23 protein-coding genes, 1 pseudogene and 1 riboswitch are annotated in these 22,700 nt (G+C 38.1%); of the genes and pseudogenes, 18 read left to right on the top strand and 6 right to left on the bottom strand.

Features of this window, described 5'->3' with window-relative positions:
* The first annotated feature begins 1 nt into the window (after position 1).
* From LC419_RS06040 to LC419_RS06080, 9 genes and pseudogenes are all read left to right on the top strand, one after another.
* Positions 2-781, top strand: coding sequence for an SMI1/KNR4 family protein (locus LC419_RS06040; RefSeq protein WP_223606509.1), 780 nt, complete (start codon positions 2-4; stop codon positions 779-781).
* A 102-nt stretch (positions 782-883) separates the two neighbouring features.
* Positions 884-1,369 carry a toxin-antitoxin system YwqK family antitoxin gene (locus tag LC419_RS06045; RefSeq protein WP_223606510.1) on the top strand — a complete coding sequence of 162 codons (486 nt, stop codon included), beginning with the start codon at positions 884-886 and terminating at the stop codon, positions 1,367-1,369.
* A gap of 212 nt (positions 1,370-1,581) precedes the next feature.
* Positions 1,582-1,707, top strand: a riboswitch (FMN riboswitch).
* 90 nt (positions 1,708-1,797) lie between these two features.
* A complete protein-coding gene (gene ribB, locus LC419_RS06050; protein ID WP_223606511.1) occupies positions 1,798-2,442 on the top strand; it encodes a 3,4-dihydroxy-2-butanone-4-phosphate synthase in 645 nt (214 codons plus the stop codon).
* Between the two features lie 132 nt (positions 2,443-2,574).
* Positions 2,575-3,570: a T9SS type A sorting domain-containing protein gene (locus LC419_RS06055; protein WP_223606512.1), complete on the top strand. Its 996-nt coding sequence runs from the start codon at positions 2,575-2,577 to the stop codon at positions 3,568-3,570.
* A 248-nt stretch (positions 3,571-3,818) separates the two neighbouring features.
* Positions 3,819-4,571 carry a DUF3575 domain-containing protein gene (locus tag LC419_RS06060; protein WP_223606513.1) on the top strand — a complete coding sequence of 251 codons (753 nt, stop codon included), beginning with the start codon at positions 3,819-3,821 and terminating at the stop codon, positions 4,569-4,571.
* Positions 4,572-4,663: 92 nt separating this feature from the next.
* A complete protein-coding gene (locus LC419_RS06065) occupies positions 4,664-5,341 on the top strand; it encodes a response regulator transcription factor (RefSeq protein WP_223606514.1) in 678 nt (225 codons plus the stop codon).
* Positions 5,338-6,606: a HAMP domain-containing sensor histidine kinase gene (locus tag LC419_RS06070; protein ID WP_223606515.1), complete on the top strand. Its 1,269-nt coding sequence runs from the start codon at positions 5,338-5,340 to the stop codon at positions 6,604-6,606. The genes LC419_RS06065 and LC419_RS06070 overlap by 4 nt, the downstream gene beginning before the upstream one ends.
* Positions 6,607-6,708: 102 nt before the next feature.
* A complete protein-coding gene (locus tag LC419_RS06075; RefSeq protein ID WP_223606516.1) occupies positions 6,709-8,121 on the top strand; it encodes a porin in 1,413 nt (470 codons plus the stop codon).
* Positions 8,122-8,142: 21 nt separating this feature from the next.
* A pseudogene (locus LC419_RS06080) lies at positions 8,143-9,435 on the top strand (MFS transporter).
* A 56-nt stretch (positions 9,436-9,491) separates the two neighbouring features.
* On the opposite strand, the gene LC419_RS06085 reads toward LC419_RS06080, so the two are convergent.
* Entirely contained in the window at positions 9,492-9,704 is a 213-nt protein-coding gene (locus tag LC419_RS06085; protein WP_040997349.1) for a hypothetical protein, read from the bottom strand.
* 644 nt (positions 9,705-10,348) lie between these two features.
* On the opposite strand from LC419_RS06085, the gene LC419_RS06090 reads away from it, so the two are divergent.
* The 5 genes from LC419_RS06090 to LC419_RS06110 all read left to right on the top strand — a co-directional run bounded on the left by LC419_RS06090 (position 10,349) and on the right by LC419_RS06110 (position 14,903).
* The gene (locus tag LC419_RS06090) at positions 10,349-11,200 is read left to right on the top strand and encodes an alpha/beta fold hydrolase (protein WP_223606517.1); all 852 of its coding nucleotides are present in this window, start codon (positions 10,349-10,351) and stop codon (positions 11,198-11,200) included.
* Positions 11,200-11,670 (top strand): RNA polymerase sigma factor, encoded by a 471-nt coding sequence (locus tag LC419_RS06095; protein WP_223606518.1) that lies wholly within the window; start codon positions 11,200-11,202, stop codon positions 11,668-11,670. Before LC419_RS06090 ends, LC419_RS06095 begins: the two co-directional genes overlap by 1 nt.
* Positions 11,660-12,250, top strand: a complete 591-nt coding sequence (locus LC419_RS06100; protein ID WP_223606519.1) for a hypothetical protein — start codon at positions 11,660-11,662, stop codon at positions 12,248-12,250. Before LC419_RS06095 ends, LC419_RS06100 begins: the two co-directional genes overlap by 11 nt.
* A 58-nt stretch (positions 12,251-12,308) precedes the next feature.
* Positions 12,309-12,920, top strand: coding sequence for a class I SAM-dependent methyltransferase (locus tag LC419_RS06105; protein WP_223606520.1), 612 nt, complete (start codon positions 12,309-12,311; stop codon positions 12,918-12,920).
* A 198-nt stretch (positions 12,921-13,118) separates the two neighbouring features.
* A complete protein-coding gene (locus LC419_RS06110; protein ID WP_223606521.1) occupies positions 13,119-14,903 on the top strand; it encodes a GEVED domain-containing protein in 1,785 nt (594 codons plus the stop codon).
* Between the two features lie 67 nt (positions 14,904-14,970).
* Here LC419_RS06110 and LC419_RS06115 read toward each other — a convergent pair whose 3' ends face one another.
* From LC419_RS06115 to truA, 5 genes are all read right to left on the bottom strand, one after another.
* On the bottom strand, positions 14,971-16,731 hold the full coding sequence (locus LC419_RS06115) for an ABC transporter ATP-binding protein (protein ID WP_223606522.1): 1,761 nt from the start codon (positions 16,729-16,731) through the stop codon (positions 14,971-14,973).
* Between the two features lie 126 nt (positions 16,732-16,857).
* Positions 16,858-17,628, bottom strand: a complete 771-nt coding sequence (locus LC419_RS06120) for a carboxylesterase (RefSeq protein WP_223606523.1) — start codon at positions 17,626-17,628, stop codon at positions 16,858-16,860.
* 77 nt (positions 17,629-17,705) lie between these two features.
* Entirely contained in the window at positions 17,706-18,293 is a 588-nt protein-coding gene (locus tag LC419_RS06125; RefSeq protein ID WP_223606524.1) for a Crp/Fnr family transcriptional regulator, read from the bottom strand.
* A 72-nt stretch (positions 18,294-18,365) separates the two neighbouring features.
* The gene (locus LC419_RS06130) at positions 18,366-18,707 is read right to left on the bottom strand and encodes a hypothetical protein (RefSeq protein WP_223606525.1); all 342 of its coding nucleotides are present in this window, start codon (positions 18,705-18,707) and stop codon (positions 18,366-18,368) included.
* 229 nt (positions 18,708-18,936) lie between these two features.
* Positions 18,937-19,671, bottom strand: coding sequence for a tRNA pseudouridine(38-40) synthase TruA (truA, locus tag LC419_RS06135; RefSeq protein ID WP_034723817.1), 735 nt, complete (start codon positions 19,669-19,671; stop codon positions 18,937-18,939).
* Positions 19,672-19,780: 109 nt separating this feature from the next.
* On the opposite strand from truA, the gene lpxK reads away from it, so the two are divergent.
* The 4 genes from lpxK to LC419_RS06155 all read left to right on the top strand — a co-directional run bounded on the left by lpxK (position 19,781) and on the right by LC419_RS06155 (position 22,678).
* On the top strand, positions 19,781-20,806 hold the full coding sequence (gene lpxK, locus LC419_RS06140; protein ID WP_223606526.1) for a tetraacyldisaccharide 4'-kinase: 1,026 nt from the start codon (positions 19,781-19,783) through the stop codon (positions 20,804-20,806).
* Positions 20,790-21,605: a purine-nucleoside phosphorylase gene (locus LC419_RS06145; protein WP_223606527.1), complete on the top strand. Its 816-nt coding sequence runs from the start codon at positions 20,790-20,792 to the stop codon at positions 21,603-21,605. Before lpxK ends, LC419_RS06145 begins: the two co-directional genes overlap by 17 nt.
* A 102-nt stretch (positions 21,606-21,707) precedes the next feature.
* On the top strand, positions 21,708-22,223 hold the full coding sequence (locus LC419_RS06150) for a thioredoxin family protein (protein ID WP_223606528.1): 516 nt from the start codon (positions 21,708-21,710) through the stop codon (positions 22,221-22,223).
* Positions 22,223-22,678, top strand: a complete 456-nt coding sequence (locus LC419_RS06155; RefSeq protein WP_223606529.1) for a GNAT family N-acetyltransferase — start codon at positions 22,223-22,225, stop codon at positions 22,676-22,678. Before LC419_RS06150 ends, LC419_RS06155 begins: the two co-directional genes overlap by 1 nt.
* Positions 22,679-22,700 lie beyond the last annotated feature (22 nt).

Consider the following 22,700-nt stretch of genomic DNA (forward strand, 5'->3'; position numbering starts at 1 on the left):
TTTGAAACGAGTAAACAGCCCCATGATGCAACAGGAAATTATTGACCAATTCAGCAGCCTTTCAGAAGGAAAACTCACCACACAGGAATGGCTGAGCTGGTTCTCTGATCATCAAGATGATGTGGAAAAAATATGTGGAAGAACTGCTTTTCTTAAAATAAAACCGAAGGAAAGTTTCAGCGGGGTTAGAAATCTGTACATCGGGCAGCTGGGCGCTTTTGACTGGCTGAAATCTCTGAAAATAAATGTTGATTTTTCCGATCTTTATAAAAAAGGCTGGGAAAGAGAATTTGATGATTTCTGTAAAGCGGAAAAACAAAAAGAAATACAGCTTCAGAAGGACGTTGAACATAAATTCGGCTATTTAAAAGACTACTATCCGAAGTTTTTCGGACAATTAACCAAATCATACAGCAATTCTGATGTCATCGAAGCGGGCATACAGCAGGATTTTATTCCCAATATAGAGAAAGAACTTTCTATCAAACTTCCTGATGACCTGATAACATGGTACCGGAATGTATCCGTTTTAAAATTAGAAGGGCTGGAAATTAACTGCAATGAATTATCTGTCGAAACCATTCAGAAAAAGCAATATCTGGTTCTGGGAGAATTCTGGCTGTATGGAGATGGAGATCAATTGCTATACAGTCTGGAGACTCAGAATATTTACATTTTTGCTCATGAAAATGCACCTCCGAAAGTGATAAAAATCGCGAGTTCACTGTCTGATTTAATTGAGAAGAAAATAGTCTTTTATTTAAAGGAGTATGAGTCATAAGAATTAAAACTTTTTATCTTTGGAGAATGTCTTGATGCTTATCAAACGATTGACAATCCAACTCGAAAAATCTGTAAAAGAAAAATAATGACAACCTTATCTATGTATAAAATACTTCTTACATTACTCTTAACAATTTTCGTAAACAAAAACCTGTACTCTCAAAATATAAATTTAGAAGAATATGAAGTTTATCTTGGAAATACTCTTATTGCTAAGGGGGATTTCATAAAAAACAGCCAGAATTTAAATGATGTTCAATCAAAAACACTTGAATTTAAACCAATAACAGATGGACTTAAAAAGGCTTACTATTTAAATGGCAAATTATACTCAAGTGGGAAGATTGAAAATCTGAAAGAAAATGGGGTCTGGGAATACTGGCATCCTAATGGACAAAAAGCAAGAAAAGGCGAATTTATTAATGGAAAGCCAAACGGAACTCATGAATATTGGTACGAAAATGGAAATATCCGGGGCATAGGAAACTGGAAAAATGGAGTATATGACGGCAAATGGGAAATGTATAATGAAAAGGGACTCGAAAAGACAGTTCAGGAATATAAGGATGGAAAACAGATTCTTTAAATCAACAATTATCAAGTAAAACATATCAGAATTTTATAAATTAAGCCATTCTAACTTTGAATGGTTTTTTTTAAACTTATAGTAACTATTGATAAATAGCATCAAAAATCCCTTCTTCAATTCAAAAAACTTCCCGAAATTTGCGGTCTGTGCGTTAAATATAATCAATGAAATAAAAATTTAAATCAGAACATACAGTAAAACTTAGTATAAGTTTTCTTCGGGGCAGGGTGAAATTCCCTACCGGCGGTTATAGTCCGCGACTCCTTTCTTTCGAAGGGACTGATTTGGTGAAATTCCAAAACCGACAGTTAAAGTCTGGATGGGAGAAGAAAATGAAACGGTCAGTAAGATTCCTTACGGGCTTATTGTGCCGTATTTCATTTCCATGTACCGAAGACTATTTTAACTTTTAAAAGTAAAATAACATGGAAAAATTATTAGAACAATTTGGAGCGACCTCCACAGAACGTGTAGAAAATGCACTTCTAAAACTACAACAGGGAAAAGGAATTCTTTTAGTAGATGATGAAAACCGTGAAAACGAAGGAGACATCATCTTTCCCGCATCCACCATTACAGAACAGGACATGGCACTTCTGATCCGCGAATGCAGCGGCATCGTGTGTCTTTGTATTTCGGAAGAAAAAAGCAAGCACTTAAATCTGCGTCCGATGGTGGAAACCAACAATTCAAAAAACCAGACTGCATTCACCATTTCTATCGAAGCCAAAGAAGGCGTTGAATCCGGTGTGTCTGCCAAAGACCGTGTAACAACGATCAGAACAGCTGTGGCAGAAAATGCACAGGCCGCTCACATTGCAAGTCCGGGACACGTTTTCCCTTTGATTGCTAAACAGGGCGGTGTTTTCGAAAGACGTGGCCATACCGAAGGCAGTGTAGATCTTGTAAAAATGGCGAATCTCGGTGACGATGCCGTACTTTGTGAGCTGACCAATGAAGACGGTTCAATGGCAAGGCTACCCGAAATTGTGAATTTTGCCTCTCTAAAAGATATGAGCGTAGTCACTATCGAAGATATTTACGCCTACCGTAAAATCATGAGCAACTAGAAAAAAATATATAACGCACAGAATAGCCGTCCGAACCTACCGGATGGCTTTTTTGTTTAAATTATTCATTAAAAACTAGTTAACATAAAAATTTAATATCTGTTTTTATTTATCTTAGTAAAAATTTTGACCATGAAAACATCACTACTCTTTTTGCTGGGTATTTCCGGCGCACTTTCTGCACAAATCACGCTGACCAAAGCGGCCAACGATCCTCTATCAGGTGATACCGCGAATAATTATACGGTAACAGGAACTGTCAACAATTCCGCTACAGGAGCGAATGTTACCTTTTCAAACGCCAGCCTGATACAGGGAACAGCTTCTCCAACGGTCTATTCGACACCATCTGCTGCAGAAATTACTACATTTCCGGGCTCTACCATTAAAATGGCCAGCGGTGCAACCACTATTTTTTATAAAGCCTCCGCTACCAAACTGGAAATCACCGGAGTAATCAATCCCGAAGCTACACTGAACTTTTCTGTAGACAACGGCACATACATGAATTACCCTACTGTTTTCAATGTAAATCAAACCGATAATGCCAGAGGAAATTTTACTTCATCTGTTGCTAACGGTTTTTTCAGCGGAACAATGGGTACTCTGGCTGATGCACACGGAACGCTGATCATCGGCAGCAGAACCTATACGAACGTATTGAGAGTGAAATTTACACAGAATTTTAATTTATACTCTCCATTTGATGCCGGTTTAACCAATCCGATAGGAACTTTTACCAACACTGCTTATTCTTATTATGACGGCAGCCACCGATATGCATTACTAACGTCTACCAGCGGAAATATTTCAGTTCCTTTGCTGGGAATCAATCAATCCACTTCAAGTGCTGTGGCTCTGGGTGAAACATTTTTAGCAACGGCTGACAATGCAAAAAAAGAAAATTTTACCATTTATCCGAATCCGGCACAGGATTTCATCGGATTTAAGGGAAATACAGGGAATTATACGACAGCAACGATCTACAGCTTAGATGGTAAACTGATCAAAACATCAGATCTGAAATCCGGAAAAGTAGAGATCTCTGAACTTCCGACGGCCAATTACTTTATCCAGGTTTCCGGAAAAGATGCTAAAACAGAAACTGTGAAGTTCATCAAAAAATAAAACTATACAACATTATAAACAATCAACCCCGTTCAGGATTTCTGAGTGGGGTTGTTTTTTATGAATTTTTTTATTTTTAAAAAGGAAGCTGTAAGGCACTGTCAATTATTCTTATTATATTTCCATCAGATAATATAAACAACAATCATATCTTTATTTTTAAGTTAAATATAAAACCATATTTAAATTTCAATAATTTTTTGCCCGTTTTTTGCTGATACCTTTATACACCCACAAAATATAACATCATGAAAAAGCTTCTCATCTTAATTCCCTGTTTCCTGCTTTCCGAAGCAGATGCACAGGAAGTTCAGGCTGTTCCCTCGGAAAAAATGAATATCATTAAGACCAACGTTACAGCGTATGCATTCAGAAACATCAACCTGTCTTATGAAAGAGCGATTAACCAATGGTTCTCCCTCAATATAGGTTTCGGAACAATGACACAGGGGAAAGTTCCTTTCATCAATGCTTTTTTGAAAGATGAAGATGAGAAAAGATTTCAAAATCTAAGGGTAAAGGCCACCAATTTCACCATCGAGCCCAGATTCTATATTGGGAAAGGCTATGGAAAAGGATTCTATTTCGCTCCCTACTATCGGTATTCCGATGTTTCATCCAATAGTTTTGATTTCTATTATGATTATGACGCCATTGATGGAAATACCTACCAGATTCCATTGAAAGGTCAGGGAAGCACAAGCGGAAACAGTGGCGGACTGATGGTTGGTGTACAGTTTTTCCTAACCAGAAGCCAAAATCTGGTTCTTGATTTCTGGATCGCCGGTGCCCATTACGGAAGCGGAAAAGGAGATTTCACAATGACCAGCGATTATGTCCTGACTCCGGAAATGCAGGCTCAGCTTAAAAAAGAAATTGAAAATCTGGATATCCCGTTTGTAGACTACACCGTAGAAACAAATGCCAGTGGAGCCAAAGTAAAAGTGGACGGACCGTGGGCCGGTTTTCGAAGCGGGCTATCGATTGGATACAGGTTCTAAATCCATAATTAAAAAATACCGTTCTTTATTTTCTGAACGGTTTTTTTATATCTTTAAACCGGATAACCGTATATCCCGTTTAATAATTTCGCATGAAAATTCTCATCATTGAAGACCATAAAGATCTTGCGTCCAACATCACAGACTATCTTAAAAAAGAAGATTACGTCTGTGAAGTAGCTTCTGATGCGAAAGAAGCTATAGACAAAATAGAACTTTTTGAGTACGACTGCATTCTCCTGGACCTTATGCTTCCCGACGGAAACGGGCTGGATATTCTGAAACATATTAAAAACTATGCCCCCGGGGCAAGTGTCATTATTGTTTCTGCAAAAAATTCTTTAGACACCAAGCTGACCGGACTGGATGATGGAGCTGATGACTATATCACCAAGCCATTTTCTTTACCCGAGCTTCACTCCAGGATAAAAGCGGTACTCAGAAGAAAAACTCCGGAAGCCAACCGCATTCTAAGCTTCAATGAAATTAAAATTGATCTGGAATCTAAAGAATGCAGAATCAATGAACAACTGGTCAATCTTACCAAAAAGGAACTGAACCTGCTGATTTATTTCATCAACAATCAGAACAGGATGCTTTCCAAACAGGCTATTGCCAGTCATCTTTGGGGTGATTATACCTACAGTATTGACAATGTAGACTTCGTTTATCAGCATTTAAAAAACTTACGGAAGAAGGTTATTGATGCGGGTGGAAAAGATTATCTGCAGACTGTTTACGGATTGGGCTATAAATGGATTGATAAATGAATTTAAGTTTCCGTTTTGCCAGAGCATTTACCGTATTGGTATTTTTCGTACTGATCACCGGTTTTGCGATCCTTTATTTTGCTTTTGAAAGGGCAACGATGCGTTCTGCTATTCTCAAACTTGAGGATTTAAACAGTTATGTAGCCCGAAGGCTGGAAAGTGATCCCGCTTACGATTACTTAAAATTTCATCACGGACAGATTCAGGTGAAAATTCTTCCTGCAGAATCTAAAAATTTTAAGGAAAAAATCATTGAGGAGAAATACATCTGGAATAAAAGTATCCAGTCACACATGAACAGGATCACGGTGACTACGTATCCCTTAATTAAGCAGAAAAGATACGCTATTACCAGTGTAAGATACATTACGATCATTGAGAATAATTTTCTGATGAGCATCATCATGGTTATTGCATGGATTATGGTTTTTCTGATCATTCTTACCATCATTGTGAGTATTCTGGTTTCTAAAAAAATCCTTGAACCTTTTTATCATGCAATAGATGAAATCAAGAAATTCAGTTTGAGAGACAACCGCTCCATGGACCTGATGAAAACGGAAACCGAAGAATTCAAATCATTAAACAGATTCCTGTTAAAAATGTCAGAAAGTTCCAAAAAGGATTATCATCTGCTGGAAGAGCTTTCGGAAAATACATCTCATGAACTACAAACACCATTAGCTTCTATCAAAGGAAAAATCGAACTGCTGATGGACAGTGAGCTTTCGCAAAACCAACTGATCACACTTTCTTCCATGAATGATGAACTGGACAGGCTTTCATCGATTAATCAATCTCTTATTCTTCTTGCCAAACTTGAACATTTTGAAAAAAATGATTCCCAGCTTATCAATTTTTCAGAACTGCTTCAGGAAAGGCTTCTCTATTTTGAAGATATTTTTGAAATACAGAATCTAACGGTGACAAAAGATATCCAGCAGGAAGTTTATCTCAATTTTGATCAGAATCTGGCTACGATCGTTATCAACAACCTCATCAATAATTCCAAAAGACATAATATAGAAAACGGAAAAATCTCAATAATGCTTACGGAAAGCTATTTACAGATATCCAATACGGGAAATCCTCCCACTGTTCCTACTGAAGAATTATTCAAGAGATTCAGACGCGGAAACCCCAATCAGAATTCCATCGGCATTGGTTTGGCCCTCGTGAAGAAAATTTTGGAGATTTATGACACTGAAATATTCTATCAATTTGAGAACAATCTGCATATTACAAGAATCAATTTCGTAAAATAAAATACTGAATTTCAAAAACATAACATCAAATGATTCAATTTTGTGAAAACTTCAGAATTTCTTCAGAATGTATTTATTGTTTAGGTGCAAATAAAAGCGCCAATGAAAAAACTACTTATCATTTTCAGTTTTACGGTTATGCAGTGTATGTACGGTCAGGATACGGTGAGTATTAAAAAAAATACTGAAGAGGTTTCTTCCGAGAAAAATCCTTTGGATGTAGGAGAGCTTAAAATCAATCTTAATGCTAAAGGCGACAAATGGCTGAAATTCGGTATTTCCAGCCAGATCTGGCTCCGCAGTATAGATAACAATCCGGGAACCCTGGTGAACGGAGTTCCTCAGGAACAAACCTACGATGCCAGCATCCGGAGAATGAGACTGATCATTCAAAGCCAGGTCACTCCGTTTTATTCTGTCTTTTTACAGATGGGAATCAATAACCAGAGTTTTATTTCAGGCGGCGGAACCGGTACCGGAAACAATGGAGCCGGAAAAAAAGCCCCTTTCTTTTTTCATGATGCTTATAATGAATTCGCGGTTATTCCAAGAAATGATTTCCAGACAGGAAAACCAAACAAAAACAATCTGTACTTTGGCGCAGGACTGCATTCATGGAATGGCGTAAGCAGGCTGACCAATGCCAGTACCACCAAAATGCTCGCAGGTGATATTCCTGTTTTCAATTTTCCAATGATAGAAATAGCCGATCAGTTTTCAAGACAGCTGGGAATTTTTGTCCATGGGGAGTTGGATAGGATTAATTACCGTTTCAGCTTTAACAAACCTTTTGCTACCAGTTTGAAACCAGCCATTGGAGGTGCTGCTGTGGATAACAACCAAAGTGGAAAACTGTCTTATTCCGGATATGCATTCTACCAGTTTTTCAACAAAGAAACTACGGTGACTTCTTTTCTCCCGGGAAATAATTTAGCTACCAAGAAAGTATTGAATCTTGGAGTTGGCTTTTATACCAATAAAGAAGCAACGAAATCTCAACCGTCTGAAAATGTTTTCGAATCTCATGATGTTAATATTCTGGGCGCAGATGTTTATACGGAACTTCCCTTAGGAGATAAAAGTAAGGAAATGGGATTGACGCTCTATTCTGTTTTTTACAATTATAATTACGGTCCCAACTATTTAAGAATAAGCGGTCTTTTGAATCCCGGAACACCCAACGCAGATTTCATGGGACAAAAAGCTCTCGAGGGCGCCGGAAACAACAGGGTTTTGATGGGAACAGGAAATATCTGGTTTTCACAGATGGGTTTTGTACTTCCGAAATTCAGTAAAATTCTGAAGGTTCAGCCATTTGTCAATTATGCTCTGAAAGATATGAAGGCGCTTAATCAAAGTGGAAGCTATTATGACATTGGAGCCAATTTTTATCTCTATGGTCAAAACGCAAGAATCGTTGCCCAATACAGCAGCAGACCGCTTTATGACCTTACATCCAAAACAATTTTTGACAGAAAAGGTGAATTTTTGCTGTCTTTTCAAATCGTACTTTAAAAAATTTAATATCTTACTCATATGAATACTACTCAAATTACAACTGCTCAAAGGATCAAAGCCATTGTGGGCGGTTCCGTAGGAAACCTGGTCGAATGGTACGACTGGTATGCTTACGCCGCTTTCGCGATTTATTTTTCCAATTCCTTTTTCCCGGATTCCGACCTGAATGCCCAATTGATGAATACGGCAGGAATTTTTGCTGTAGGCTTCCTGATGCGACCTATCGGAGGCTGGATTTTCGGAAGTATTGCAGATAAGATCGGGAGAAAAAAAGCGATGACGCTTTCTGTTTTGCTGATGTCTTTCGGTTCGCTGCTTATTGCTCTTACCCCAACTTACAAAACCATAGGTATTTTAGCTCCTGCTCTATTATTAATTGCCAGACTCTTGCAGGGATTGAGCGTGGGTGGGGAATATGGCGTTTCTGCAACCTACCTCAGCGAGATGGCATCGGAAAACCGAAGAGGATTTTATTCGAGCTTTCAATATGTAACGCTTATAGGAGGACAGCTGATCGCGTTGGGAATTCAGTTGATTCTGCAGAAACTGCTTTTAACAGAGACTCAGCTTGAAGAATGAGGCTGGAGAATTCCATTCGTCATCGGAGCTTTACTTTCTGTTATTGCTTTGTATTTAAGAGCCAATCTTCACGAAACGGAAGCTTTTGAGAATAAAAAAGAGGTTAACGACAAGAAAAAAGGAACCGTTACAGAGCTTCTGAAACACCCGAAAGCATTACTTACTGTAATTGGACTTACTTTAGGAGGAACTCTGGCTTTTTACACCTATACTACCTACATGCAGAAGTTCTTGGTGAATACTGTTCATCTTACCAAAGAACAGTCTACCCTGATTTCTTTTGTTTCCCTGTTTATATTTGCCTGCCTGCAGCCTGTATTCGGGGCATTGTCGGATAGAATCGGAAGAAGACCCTTACTTTTAGGTTTTGGAATCCTTGGAACATTATTTACGGTTCCACTTCTCACCGCTTTAAGTACAACTACTTCGATGTGGACTGCATTTTTCCTGATTATGGCAGCGCTTATTATTGTCAGCGGTTATACTTCCATCAATGCTGTTGTCAAAGCAGAACTCTTTCCTTCTGAGATCAGAGCGCTGGGAGTAGGTCTTCCATATGCGCTTACAGTGGCTATTTTCGGAGGAACTGCAGAGTATATCGCCCTTTGGTTCAAGCAAGCGGGAACAGAACAGTATTTCTACTGGTATATCACCGGATGTATTTTGTTCTCACTGATTGTATACGCCGGAATGAAGGACACAAAAGAAAACTCCTCACTGGACAAAGATTAACATCAACAGCTATAAAAGCCGGGCGCCGCAGAGAATCTGCGGCGCCCATTTTATTTTTAGTGGTAAGCCTTTTTAAATTTCTCCACCATACTGTCCAGATTATGACGCTGGACATACACGCTTTTTATTTCCTGGTATCTTGGTGACTTGTAAAAAACCTCGTGGAAATCCATGCTTCCATTCCCTACTTTCACTACTTTCTGTACATCGATATTCAGTTTTTTTAGCTCGTCTTTAAAGACTTTAAATTCATCTTGTATGTTACTCATTTATATTTTTGGATTTTAGTTAAAAATTCAACTTTATACTTTATACCCTTCAGCAAGCTAGGGGCACCTTCTTAATTAGTAATAAAATTAGTGAATTTTCCAATATAACCATCAGGTAAATACTATTTTTTTACTCAATTTGATGATTTTATACGGATTTTACATTTTTTCATAATTATAAAATAATTTCAAAGCTCAGAAATTTAATAGAAAACATTTTTAAAAAGCCTATTAAATCAGGAAAAACTATTAAAAAAATAAATCTTTGCATGAATAATATAAAGCAGCTGTAACGTGCTATTTTACAACACTATTATCTTGAAAACTTGTTGAAATAGCCCAAGTATCCAGAGAGTTTTAATGTATTTCATTTTAAGTTGTATAAAAATCAAATGTTTTAAGCGGGAGAAAAGACCATATTGATCAATGAATTTAAAGATTTTTAAATGTGAAATTAGCGTGTTGGAAAATCGTAAGGGCACGAGATTTAATAAAATATGGGTATGTTAAGGCCCAAGAAAATCAAAGATTTTCAGTAATGAATGAACGGTAAAGACAACTTTAAAAGAATAATTTAAAACATTTTGTAACATTTTAAAAAAGTCTGTCTCTAAAAGGCATATTCACTTTAAAATTTTATAATCATGAAAAAATACAGAATCTTCTTTATCCTGATGTTAGTTTTTGCAGCAGCTTGCAATATATTCGGACAGACAAAAACGTATCCTTTTGAAATCAAAAAAACAGGGCAAGGCAAACAGGCAATTATTTTTATTCCCGGATTTGCTTCTTCGGGAGACGTTTGGAATGAAACGGTATCCAAATTTGATAGCAAATTTTCCTGCTATGTGTTAACCATGAAAGGATTTGCAGGCGTACAACCATTGGCAGATGCCAGTTTTAAGGATTGGGAAAAAGAAATTGCAGCTTATATCAAGGACCAGAAAATTGATAAGCCCATCATCATTGGGCACAGTATGGGAGGCGGTCTGGCTATGGCATTAGCAGCAGATTATCCGGAACTTATTTCCAAAATAGTTGTTGTGGATGCTCTTCCATGTCTGGCTGCATTATCGAATCCGAATTTCACCTCTAAAGAAAATAACGACTGCACGTCAACAATCAATACATTAAAAGCCATGAGTGATGAGCAGTTTAAACAAATGCAAACTGGCATGATCCCACGCCTTGTCGCAGATCCAGCTATGCAGGAAACCGTAATTGACTGGAGCGTGAAATCCGACCGGACCACTTTTGCCAAAATGTACTGCGATTTTTCCAATACAGATTTACGTGAAAAAATTAAAACGATTCAATGTCCTTCGCTTATCCTTCTGGAATCTTATTTTGTTAATTTTAAACCGGCTATTGAAAATCAATATAAAAATTTAAAAAATGCAGATATGAGGTATGCTTCCAAAGGGCTTCATTTTATCATGTACGACGATAAAGAGTGGTATTTTGTACAGTTGAATAACTTTTTATCCTCCAAATAATGGTATTTGAAGATATATATGAGCTGTACTGGCAGAAGATATTCCGTTTATGCATGGGATATGTAAATAATTCTGACCTGGCACAGGATCTCGCTCAGGAAACCTTCATTATTGTCTGGCGGCAACTTCCGAAATTCAGGAATGAATCCAGTATCAGGACATGGATCTTTAGAATTGCCTCCAATAACTGTTTAAAACAGATTGAAAAAGAGAAAAAATTTACGAAAGCGGAACTTCCCATTCATCTCGAAGAAAAAAAACAGGAATCTATGGAACCGCAGATCCAGTTGCTGTATCAGTTTATTTCTGAGCTGCCTGAAACGGACAGAATCATTATTTCGATGGAACTTGAAGAAGTGAGACAGGCTGAAATTGCCGGTATTGTAGGACTTTCGGAATCCAATATAAGGGTAAGGATTCACAGGATAAAAGAAAAATTAACAAAAAGATTCAAAGAAAATGGCTACTAATATAGATTTTAAAAACCTCTGGAAACAGCAGACTGCTGAAAAACCCAGTCTCGAAGAATTGCTTGGCAGACTTACGAAATTCAAAAACGAAAACTTAAAAAGGTTATTGCTCACCAATATATTGCTGATCCTCACCAGCCTATTCATAGGATTTATCTGGTATTATTATCAGCCTCAGTTTCTATCTACCAAAATCGGAATTGTATTGGTTATTCTGGCTATGGCTATTTTCCTGTTTGTTTATAATAAGCTGTTCAGGCTTATTTATAAACTCGACAGTACCCAAACGAATGCTGAATATCTGCAAAGTCTGTATTCACTGAAGAATAAGCAGAAATTTATGCAGACCACGATGCTGAACTTATATTTCATCATGCTGTTCGCTGGGATTAGCCTCTATATGTATGAATACGCTTCAAGAATGGAGATGATGTATGCCGTTTTAACGTACGGGATCACTTTTTTTTGGGTAGCTTTCAACTGGTTCTATTTAAGACCCAAAACTATCAGGAAACAGCAGGGAAAATTAAATGGATTAATTCATAAATTTGAAGAAATAAACCAACAGTTAAAGGAATAATAGATTTCCTGAGAAAAACCAAATTCAAGTTCTTTTATCCCCATTTAAATACATTCAGATGAGTAATACCAACACCGATCACTGGGAAAACGTATATAAAACCAAAAATCCGGATCAGGTAAGCTGGACTCAGCAAAAACCACAGACCTCCCTCGATTTCATTCATTCCTGTGAATTGGGTAAAGATGCCAAAATCATTGATATCGGAGGCGGAGATAGTAATCTTGTAGATTTTTTACTGGATGAAGGCTATGAAAATATCACTGTGCTCGACATTTCATCAAAAGCTTTGGAAAAAGCAAAGGTAAGATTAGGAAGTAAGGCTGAAAAGGTAAAATGGATCGTAGCTGATATTACTAAATTTGATACGGATGAAACGTATGATATCTGGCACGACCGGGCAGCATTTCACTTTCTGACAACATCGGAACAGATCCTAAAATACACTTCCATAGCAAAGAAAAATGTACGGGGATTCATGATTATAGGAACTTTTTCCAAAAATGGCCCGATCAAGTGCAGCGGACTTAAGATTCAGCAGTACGATGAACAATCAATGGCTGCTGGATTTGAATCAGATTTTGAAAAAATAAGATGTCATACCGTAAACCATATAACACCTTTTAATACCGTACAAAATTTTGTATTTTGTAGATTTAAGAAAATATAAAACGTTTTAAACTTTTATTTGTTGAATTTTAATCGCAATTTATATTAAATTACGGTTTTTCATTTATATACTGATTCGTTAATTTAATTAACTTTTAAAAGTCAATTACATAATTTAACAATCAATAAACTATAAAATCTACTAATTCATTGATTATTTTATTTATTTTTAATACCCCACAATTTAAATAATATATTCATGAAAAAACTACTATTAATTATTGCTTCAGGTTTACTCTGCTCAAATTTCTACTCGCAGAAGCTGGAACCTCAGGAATGCGGAACCGATGAACTGATGCGGAAGCATTATGAAAGGTATCCGGAACAGAAAGCTCAGGATGATGCTTTTAATGTAGAAATATCCAAACTGATCAAAAGCGGAAAATTTGCTAAAACCATCAACAAAAAGCTGGTTTATGAAATTCCGGTGGTGGTGCATGTAGTAAGTGACGGAAGTGCTATAGGAACCGTAAACAACAAATCCGATGCTGATATTATTGCATGGGTCAATTATACGAACGGTGTATTTGCCGGAAGTTCATCCAGCGGTATGTCCGGAACGAGTGCTGTACTGCCTGTGAAATTTGTTTTTGCTAAAGTAAATCCAAGCTGTGCTGCAACCAATGGAATCAACAGAATCAATGCATCCCATCTTCCAAAATATGTGAGCGGAGGAGTCAATGATGACAATACTACCAATGCAGTAACTGCTACCGAGATCACCGCCCTAGGGATGTGGGACACCAGCAAATATTACAATATATATGTCGTTAAGAAACTAACTTCCAATGCAGGAGCACTGAACGGATATGCTTACTATCCGGGAGGCAGCAAGGATTATTCTTTTATGGCAACAAGCGCTTCCGCAGTGAATAAGCAAACGCTAGCCCATGAATTCGGACATGCTCTGGGACTTCGCCATACTCATGAAGGCTATACGGAATCTACAGGAGCCTGCCCTACCAATACTGATTGTACATTGCAGGGAGATCTGGTTTGCGATACAGAACCTATGAAAAGCCTTTATCATTCTTCTGTTCCAAGCAGCTGCCAGACAGGACAGATCAATCCATGTACCAGTGTGGTTTATGCGGGTGGTGAGAGAAATGTCATGGCCTATACCTACTGCTTCAGAGACTTATTTACTTCCGGGCAGACCGACCGGGCAACGGCACAACTCCTGCAGTATAGACAGTCTTTAATCAACTCCCCTGTTGCTTCTTCCACGATACCTGATAACAGCTCTGTTTTAACCGCAGCATGTGCTCCGACCACTATGACGAATCCCGGAGGATTCAATATCGGGATCACGTCTGTGAAATTTGCAGATATCAATAATTATTCTTCCAACTATAAGCAGGCTTCCAATAATTTCTACGAAAACTTTACCGGAAATTACTGCGCTGGCGTTTCCAAAACTTCGATTCCCGGCGGAACGGCAACAACTCTAACCGTTGCACCGGGCACCAGCAATCCGCATATTATCAAAGCTTATATTGATTATAATAATGACGGACAGTTTAATGAAACGACTGAACTTGTTCTTAACCAAAGTGGAATCAGCAGCGGCTCTGTTGCGACGGCTTCAATAACGCCTCCTGCAACTGCTGTAGCGAACATCGCTTTGAGAATGAGAGTAATCGGTGAATTTAACGGAACAGCCGTTACAGCATGCTATACTCCAAAGTATGGGCAGGTAGAAGATTATTCGGTGATCATTTCGCGACCGGGCTTACTGGCTGTAGAAAATGTTGCCAAGGTACACACCGCACAGATTATTAAAGATGAGAACTCTGTATACATAAAAAGTGATCTGAAAATTTCTTCCCTTCATATTTATGATGCTTCAGGAAGACTGCTTACTGGCAGGACAGATATAAAATCCTCTGAATTCAGATTCCCTGTGAATGAAAAGAATACGATTTTAACCGTAACAGCGGTTCTGGAAAACGGAAAAGTAATCACTAAGAAATTAAGATTCTAAGAAAACATATTCAAATAAAAAAGAGAGCTGCGAGGTTCTCTTTTTGTTTTATATACAATCAATTGATCTATGAATTCTGCTCTTCTTCTTCCAGTTCCACTTCATGTCTCAGCTGTGCTTTGTAAAGGGTTGCGTAGTATCCGTTCTTATCAAGAAGCTCTAAATGCTTTCCTTCCTCCACGATTTTTCCATGCTCCATGACAATAATTTTATCTGCTTTTTCAATAGTAGAAAGTCTGTGGGCAATAATAATGGAGGTTCTGTTTTTAGTAATTTTTTCTGTGGCTCTCTGGATTAATTTTTCACTTTCATGATCTATTGAAGAGGTCGCTTCGTCCAGAATCAGAATTTTGGGATCTGATAGATAAGCTCTCAGGAAAGACAACAGCTGTCTCTGCCCTAAAGAAATAGAGGAACCCCTTTCGCTTACCACAAAATCATAGCCGCCCGGAAGTTGCTCGATAAATGCATCCACTTCAATTTCTCTGGCTCCTGCTTTTATTTTTTCCAACGTAATGGTATCATCACCAAACGCGAGGTTTTCAAAAATACTTCCATGGAAAAGGAATACATCCTGCAGCACCACGCCAATATGACTTCTCAGGTTATACAGCTCGTAATCCTTTAAATCAACATCATCAATGACAATTCTTCCGGAATTAATATCATAGAGTCTCGTGATCAAGCTGATAATTGTGGATTTTCCGGCACCTGTAGCCCCTACAATAGCAACTGTTTCTCCGGGATTTACTTTAAAATCAATTCCTTTCAGTACTTCCTGCTTCTCATCGTACGCAAAACGCACATTCTCAAATTCAATTTTACCGTCAAAATGATCTTTTTTCACAGTTCCCGTATTCGGCATTGCGTAATCTTCATCCATCACTCCCAATACTCTTTCTGCCCCTACAATCCCTCTCTGGATATTATTGAACCGGTCTGCAATCTGTCTTAACGGACGGATCAGCATGGAGATATACTGGATAAATGCAATAACAACACCGGCACTGATCGTGATATACCCACCATAAAAAAGGATAAATCCTATAAATAGTGAGGAAATCAATTCTACCACCGGAAAGAATAGTGAGAAGATGAAAACCGTTCTCAATAAAGCACTTTTCAGGGTAATATTAATGTCATCAAACTTTTTAAATTCAGCACCCTGTCTGTTGAATACCTGAATAATAGACATTCCTGCCAGTCTTTCCTGAACAAAAGAGTTCTGATTGGCTGTCCAGGTTCTCTCGTCCCCGAAAGCTTTTTTCAGTCTTTTCTGGAAAAATCTGGTGATCACCACCATCAAAGGTAGAATCGCCAATGTAATATAACTCAGATGGACATTCGTGCTGAACATCATTACCAGAACGAATACAATTCTCAGAATATCTCCAAAAACCATCAGGAAACCGTCGGTATATACGGTGGCAATCGTTTCCACATCCCCTACAGCACGGGTCACGAGCTGCCCGATAGGGGTCTTATCAAAGAATGAGGTTCTGAAGTAGATCAGCTTCGCATAGAGCCTCTCACGAATATCACGGATAACGTTCTGCGAAATATAATTTGAAAAATAAACTAAGAAAAAGTTTAAAATAGTTTCTGCAAAAACCAAACCTACCAGGATATAGATATGCTTCATCATCAAAGCTTTATCCTTCAGCTTGGTGATATCGTTATCCACCACTTCCATGGTAAGATAAGGCCTGTAGGTAGAAACTATGGACAGTATGACGGAAATTATTAAAGTAAGGATGAACCAGGAACGGAATTTCATTCCAATAAAGAACAACCTCTTAACAATCCCCCAGGTATCTTGTTTTTTCATTGTACGAGTTGAAGAAAGAATTTAAAATTCTATGCAAAAATAAGACTTTATAATTTGACAGCCTTTACAACTTCACCAATTCGTTATAGAAAATTTCAGATAAGAGTTATTTACAATATGAATATATTAAGCCCGGTTTTTCAGCCAGTTCAGAATGTATTCCGCTACTTCTTCCCATCCTTTTTCACCACAGATAAAATGACTTCGTCCTTCAAATTCTTTAAAATCCACAATGCTGTTTGGATCTTTGTAAGCGGATGCTATTTTTCGGGAAAAAGCTGCGGGGAAAATGTGATCATTGGAACCGGCGATGAAAAGCAGAGGTTCGTGAGGTTTCTTTACATCTAATGTCGCAGAAGATTTAAAAAGTGGATCTCTGGCCAGTTTACGGCTTTCAGGAGCAGCCACCGTTTCGTATAACTGATCGCTTTCCGCTTTTGAATAATTGTTGAAAAATGCTTTATGATACCACTCTTTTGAACCTAAATACGGACTGTTTCCTTTAAAGAAATTCACAACCGGCCATACTATTTTTACCGTAGAAAAAGGAGCCATTACATTTTTAGGAGGTGCACCATCAATGCTGACACCAGCCACCGCTTTTCCCATATCAATCAGTTTCTGAACCATCAAACCACCAAATGAGTGTCCGATAACAATGGGTTTCTCAGGAAGTGCATCGATGAATTTCACCAGATGGTCAACCGTATCATCAAAGCCTACATTTTTCAATTCTGACGGAATATTCTTTTTCAATTGTTCAGGATTTCCTTCATGTCCGGGATTGGAAGGCGTATGAACAGTGTAGCCATGTCCTTCAAAATAAGTTTTCCAGTCTTTCCAGCTTGTATTGTTCACAAATAATCCATGAATCAATACGATTGTTTTTGTTTTCATAATCTTTATTGTTTTAAATTATGAGACAAAGTTCCGCAGATAAAATGAGGATTATTTTAACCTCGGTTAAAATCGTACTACTTCCCTGAAATTCTTTTTCTTATCCTGCTCAGAGACGGTCCCTGAATACCCAGATAGGAAGAAATATGATACAGAGGAACATTATTGAAAATATCCGGATGCTGGCTGATCAGGTCCAAATACCGTTCTTCAGGAGACTTCAGCAGAAATCCCTCAATTCTGGTCATGGTAATATTGAATGCTTCCTGAGCCAGAAGTCTTCCAAACTTCTCCCAGCGATGCGATTGCTGGTACAGCGAAAGTAAATCCGTGTACCGGATGTAGACAATGGAAGCATCTGTCAAAGCCTGGGTATGGTAATCACACGGAATCTGATTGATAAAACTTTTAAAAGAAACCACAAAACCATTCGCAGAATACAGAAAGACATTTTTCTCCTCGCCTGTTTTCTCCTCAATAGTGTAAGACCTGAAAACCCCATCAGTAATAAATCCGAAATAGGTACAGACAGTGCCACGGAGATTGTAAAATTCTCCTTTTTTATACGTCTTCGGCAGCCAGAAATCTTCAGAAATTTTAAATTCCTCTTCAGAAATGCCGGCAAACTGATTCAGGGCAAATGCTAGTTTTTCAATTTCAGTCATGGCTGATGATTTTATGATGCTAATTGGGAGAAACTGATGACTTCAGTCACCTGGCTTTATGTCATCCAGATTTTATAAATTCTTGTCCCCGATCTTTTCAATTTCTATGGAAGGTTTATTCACATGCTCCTTCACTAATTTCCTTTCAAGAAGCTGATAAACACCATAAACGGCTGCAATGGAAATAATCCAGCTGATGATATTAATGATAGAAAATCCTGTATAATTGACTTCCTCCAGAGCATCGGGATTGCTGATTCCCTGATAAATTCCATAAGAAAAACCAAAAAACAATTGCGTTCCCAGATATACTCCAATAGCTAAAAGCCCATAGTGCCATTTTGTTTTCCCGAACCTTTCGGCAAGCTGTGCGTAATATCGGTAGGCTCCGATAAGAATAAAAATTGATAACATAATTCGTGTTTTTATCATAGCAGAAAATTCAGGCCATTCCTGAATTCATCATACGTTCAGTACTTTTTCTATTTCCACCAAAGAACACTTCATGCTAAAGAAAGGGATGCAAAGAATCTTTTCATGGAAATAGTTATCCTGCTAAAATAACAAATTTTTCTGTATTGTGAACAAACAGAATCATATACGAAAACGTTGAAATGATCAGATAGGTTTAGTTCTCTTCAGACTAAAATTCATAGCCCACGTCTACAAGAAACAGTCCGTGTCCCGGCGCTGAAGTTCCGGCAGCATTTCGGTGTTTATCTTCAATGATTTTTCGCAGATCTTCAGGCTTAATCTTACCACTTCCGATTTCCACCATGGTTCCTACAATAGCACGCACCATATTTCTGAGGAAGCGATTGGCTGAAACCGTAAACTTAAGTTCTGTTCCATCCTGCTCCCACTCGGCCTTGTACATTTTGCAGATATTGGTTTTGTTGTCCGTTTTTAATTTCGCAAAACTGGTAAAATCCTCATATTCAAACAGAATCTTGCAGGCTTCGTTCATTTTTTGAATATCCAGCGGTCTTTTCCAGTGCTGCCATGCAGACTCCTGGGTGAATGGATTTTTGGCCAGAGAAATATAATATTCATACGTTCTGTACGTAGCATCAAAACGGGCATGAAAATCATCTTTCACCTGAAACATTCTTTTTATGCTGATATCGGGAGGCAGAAAACTGTTCAGTTTATAAGGAAGGTTGATCACATCCACCTCTTTTTCCGTATCGAAATGGGCAAATATTTTTTTGGCGTGAACCCCGGTATCCGTTCTTCCGGCACCTGTAGTTTTAATTTCTTCCCTTAATATGGTGGAAAGCGCTTTTTCCAGTTCTTCCTGTACAGAAATGGCATCCGGCTGTATCTGGTAACCGAAATAATTTTTGCCATTGTAAGAAAATTCAATAAAGTATCTCAATGTATTAAAATAACTCCACAAAAATACTTTAATTTAATGAAATATTTGTTGAAAAGTCTTTGAGAATATTACACAAAATCCTTATGAAAATTCCTATTTTTGCAAACGTATGAAAAGATGGTACCTTTATCCTTTTTCCCTTGGTTATCATTTGGTAACGGGTATCCGAAACACAATGTATGATCTGGGAGTTTTTAAGACGACTAAGTTCAAGACCCCGATAATCAATGTCGGTAACCTTTCTGTGGGCGGAAGCGGAAAATCGCCTATGGTGATGTATCTTGCCCAATACCTGTCCAAACACTACAGGACAGGCGTACTTTCACGTGGCTACGGAAGACTGAGCAAAGGCTACGAAGTAACGAATTATGACAGCAATTATAAAGTAGTAGGCGATGAAGCCATGCAGCTTTTTGAGCGCTTCAAAAACCGTTTCGTTATTGCTGTTTCAGAAGAAAGAGTTCCCGGCGCTAAAAAAGTGATCGAAGATATGGACCTGGATGTCCTTGTTCTCGACGATGCTTTGCAGCACAGAGCGATCAAAGCAGGATTCAATATTCTGATGACTGATTTTAATGATCCCTATTTCAAAGACCACCTGCTTCCTGCCGGAGATTTAAGAGAATCCCGAAATGGTTCCAGCAGAGCAGATATCATCATGGTCAGCAAATGTCCGGATGAGCTTACCGAAGAAACCAAACGATATTATATTTCGAGGATAAGACCTTCCCACAACCAGAAAGTTTTCTTTTCCTCCATTGGCTACGATGAAAATGTGTACGGAAGGGATAAAATGCTTCCGGATAACAACCTGAATTATTACGATATCCTTTTGATCACGGGAATTGCCAATCCGAAACCTCTTCTTGAGCATCTGTCCAAATTCTCACAGCGGGTTAAGCATTTAAAATTCAGGGACCACCATAATTTTACGGATGATGACATCAAAAAAATCATCGCAGAATATAAAAAATTAGGGGAATACAAACTGATCCTGACCACAGAGAAAGATTATGTACGTCTGAAAACTTTTGATTATCTTAGGGAAATTGTTTACTACTGGCCGATCAATGTCATCATTGATAAAAAGGAAGAATTCAACCAAATCATCTTAGATTATGTTAGAAAAAATTAAGCAGACTGCAGATTTCATTCACAATATTATTAAAGAAACTCCAGATTTTGCGATCGTTTTAGGATCCGGACTGGGAAAACTACAGGACGAAGTGGAAGCCATTCACGTTCTGGAATATCCTGAAATCCCCAACTTCCCGCAAACGACTGTTGCCGGACACGGCGGAAAATTAATTTACGGAATTCTTGAAGGCAAAAAAGTGCTGATGATGAGCGGACGCTTTCATTATTACGAGGGCCACTCTATGGAAACCGTAACTTTTCCGATAAGGGTTTTTCATCTGTTAGGCATTAAAAATCTTATCCTTTCCAATGCATGCGGCGGCGTCAATCCTGCTTACAATGTAGCAGATATCGTTATCTTAAAAGACCATATCAATATGATGCCTGAACATCCGCTTCGTGGCAAAAATATTGAATCGTTCGGACCCCGTTTTGTGGACATGAGCGAACCTTACAACAGAAAAATGATCGAAGTGGCTGAAAAAGCTGCTGCCGAACAGCATATTAAGATTCATCAGGGTGTTTATGTAGCTTTACAGGGACCTACCTTTGAAACTCCTGCAGAGTACGGAATGATTAAAGCCATCGGTGGCGATATGGTAGGAATGAGCACCGTTCCAGAAGTCATTGTCGCCAGACATATGTCCATGGATGTTTTCTGTATCTCCGTGATTACAGATCTTGGCGGGCCGGATATTGCGCTTGCCGTTTCTCACGAAGAAGTTCTGAATGCAGCCAATAAAGCCATGCCGAATGTGATTGCAGTGGTGAAAGGCCTGATCAGAAACTACCCATAGATCTTTATAGAAATTTTCAATTCATAAATTTTTCCTAATTCATAAGAAATCAATCTCAGATTGCGTTTCATTGTTTAGATTTGTATAAATGAAATTGAAAGAATGAAAAAGTTAGCATTCATTTTTATGATCGGTATTTTCGGGCTAAACTCTGCGCAGCAGCAGCCTCAAGTACTCAAAACCTCTTTCTCCAAAGAAGCTTTAGTACAGAAGCTGGAAGATGAGGAAGGGAAGAATATTACCATTCAGCAGATTCTTGATCAGCATAAAGGAAAAGTTTTAGTGATTGATTTCTGGGCCGGATGGTGCAGAGACTGTTTAAAGGCGCTTCCCAAAGCTGAAGAACTCGAAAAAAACAATCCGAATGTAGATTTCGTATTTCTGTCTCTGGAAAGATCAAAAGAAGGTTTTGACAAAAGTCTGGACAGATTCAATATGAAGGATAAAGACAATTACTGGTTTGCTTCAGGATGGAAAAATAATTTCAACAACTACGTTGACCTGAACTGGATTCCAAGATATATGGTAGTAGATCAAAAGTCTTCTATCGCAAAATACTACGCCATTTCTCCCGAAGATCCGGAGATCCAGGAAACCATAAACCGTCTTTCAAAATAATGATTACAAGAGAAGCTACAGAACAGGATCTAAAGGTCCTTTTAGAATTTGAACAGGGAATTGTCTTTGCAGAAAGACCATTTAACAGTACGCTGCGTGATGGAGAGATTCATTACTATGATCTGCTTCAACTGATAAAGTCTCAGGATGCCTTAGTACTGGTCACGGAAGAGAATAATGAAATCATCGCATCCGGTTATGCCAAGATTAAAGAACCGGGAAATGACTATTCTAATTTTGATCGATACGCTTATTTAGGTTTTATGTACGTAAAGCCCGAGCACAGAGGAAAAGGGGTGAATAAGTTAATTCTTGATGAACTGATCAATTGGTCAAAATCCAAAGGTCTTTCTGAAATAAGACTGGATGTTTATTCCCAAAACGAATCTGCTGTAAAAGCTTATGAAAAAGCAGGCTTTGATTCATTATTGGTTACCATGCGAATGAAAACCTGATTAGAATTTAATTCAAAATAAA

This window comes from Chryseobacterium sp. OSA05B (assembly GCF_019970065.1).
GTDB lineage: Bacteria > Bacteroidota > Bacteroidia > Flavobacteriales > Weeksellaceae > Chryseobacterium.

Coding starts and splice junctions, on each gene's coding strand:
- LC419_RS06095 (WP_223606518.1), top strand. CDS start 11,200: ATGGTATTTGAAGATATATATGAGCTGTACTGGCAGAAGATATTCCGT.
- LC419_RS06065 (WP_223606514.1), top strand. CDS start 4,664: ATGAAAATTCTCATCATTGAAGACCATAAAGATCTTGCGTCCAACATC.
- LC419_RS06085 (WP_040997349.1), bottom strand. CDS start 9,704: ATGAGTAACATACAAGATGAATTTAAAGTCTTTAAAGACGAGCTAAAA.
- LC419_RS06070 (WP_223606515.1), top strand. CDS start 5,338: ATGAATTTAAGTTTCCGTTTTGCCAGAGCATTTACCGTATTGGTATTT.
- LC419_RS06145 (WP_223606527.1), top strand. CDS start 20,790: ATGTTAGAAAAAATTAAGCAGACTGCAGATTTCATTCACAATATTATT.
- LC419_RS06115 (WP_223606522.1), bottom strand. CDS start 16,731: ATGAAAAAACAAGATACCTGGGGGATTGTTAAGAGGTTGTTCTTTATT.
- ribB (WP_223606511.1), top strand. CDS start 1,798: ATGGAAAAATTATTAGAACAATTTGGAGCGACCTCCACAGAACGTGTA.
- LC419_RS06090 (WP_223606517.1), top strand. CDS start 10,349: ATGAAAAAATACAGAATCTTCTTTATCCTGATGTTAGTTTTTGCAGCA.
- LC419_RS06110 (WP_223606521.1), top strand. CDS start 13,119: ATGAAAAAACTACTATTAATTATTGCTTCAGGTTTACTCTGCTCAAAT.
- LC419_RS06125 (WP_223606524.1), bottom strand. CDS start 18,293: ATGACTGAAATTGAAAAACTAGCATTTGCCCTGAATCAGTTTGCCGGC.
- lpxK (WP_223606526.1), top strand. CDS start 19,781: ATGAAAAGATGGTACCTTTATCCTTTTTCCCTTGGTTATCATTTGGTA.
- LC419_RS06045 (WP_223606510.1), top strand. CDS start 884: ATGTATAAAATACTTCTTACATTACTCTTAACAATTTTCGTAAACAAA.
- LC419_RS06060 (WP_223606513.1), top strand. CDS start 3,819: ATGAAAAAGCTTCTCATCTTAATTCCCTGTTTCCTGCTTTCCGAAGCA.
- LC419_RS06055 (WP_223606512.1), top strand. CDS start 2,575: ATGAAAACATCACTACTCTTTTTGCTGGGTATTTCCGGCGCACTTTCT.
- LC419_RS06130 (WP_223606525.1), bottom strand. CDS start 18,707: ATGTTATCAATTTTTATTCTTATCGGAGCCTACCGATATTACGCACAG.
- LC419_RS06150 (WP_223606528.1), top strand. CDS start 21,708: ATGAAAAAGTTAGCATTCATTTTTATGATCGGTATTTTCGGGCTAAAC.
- LC419_RS06105 (WP_223606520.1), top strand. CDS start 12,309: ATGAGTAATACCAACACCGATCACTGGGAAAACGTATATAAAACCAAA.
- LC419_RS06100 (WP_223606519.1), top strand. CDS start 11,660: ATGGCTACTAATATAGATTTTAAAAACCTCTGGAAACAGCAGACTGCT.
- LC419_RS06120 (WP_223606523.1), bottom strand. CDS start 17,628: ATGAAAACAAAAACAATCGTATTGATTCATGGATTATTTGTGAACAAT.
- LC419_RS06155 (WP_223606529.1), top strand. CDS start 22,223: ATGATTACAAGAGAAGCTACAGAACAGGATCTAAAGGTCCTTTTAGAA.
- LC419_RS06075 (WP_223606516.1), top strand. CDS start 6,709: ATGAAAAAACTACTTATCATTTTCAGTTTTACGGTTATGCAGTGTATG.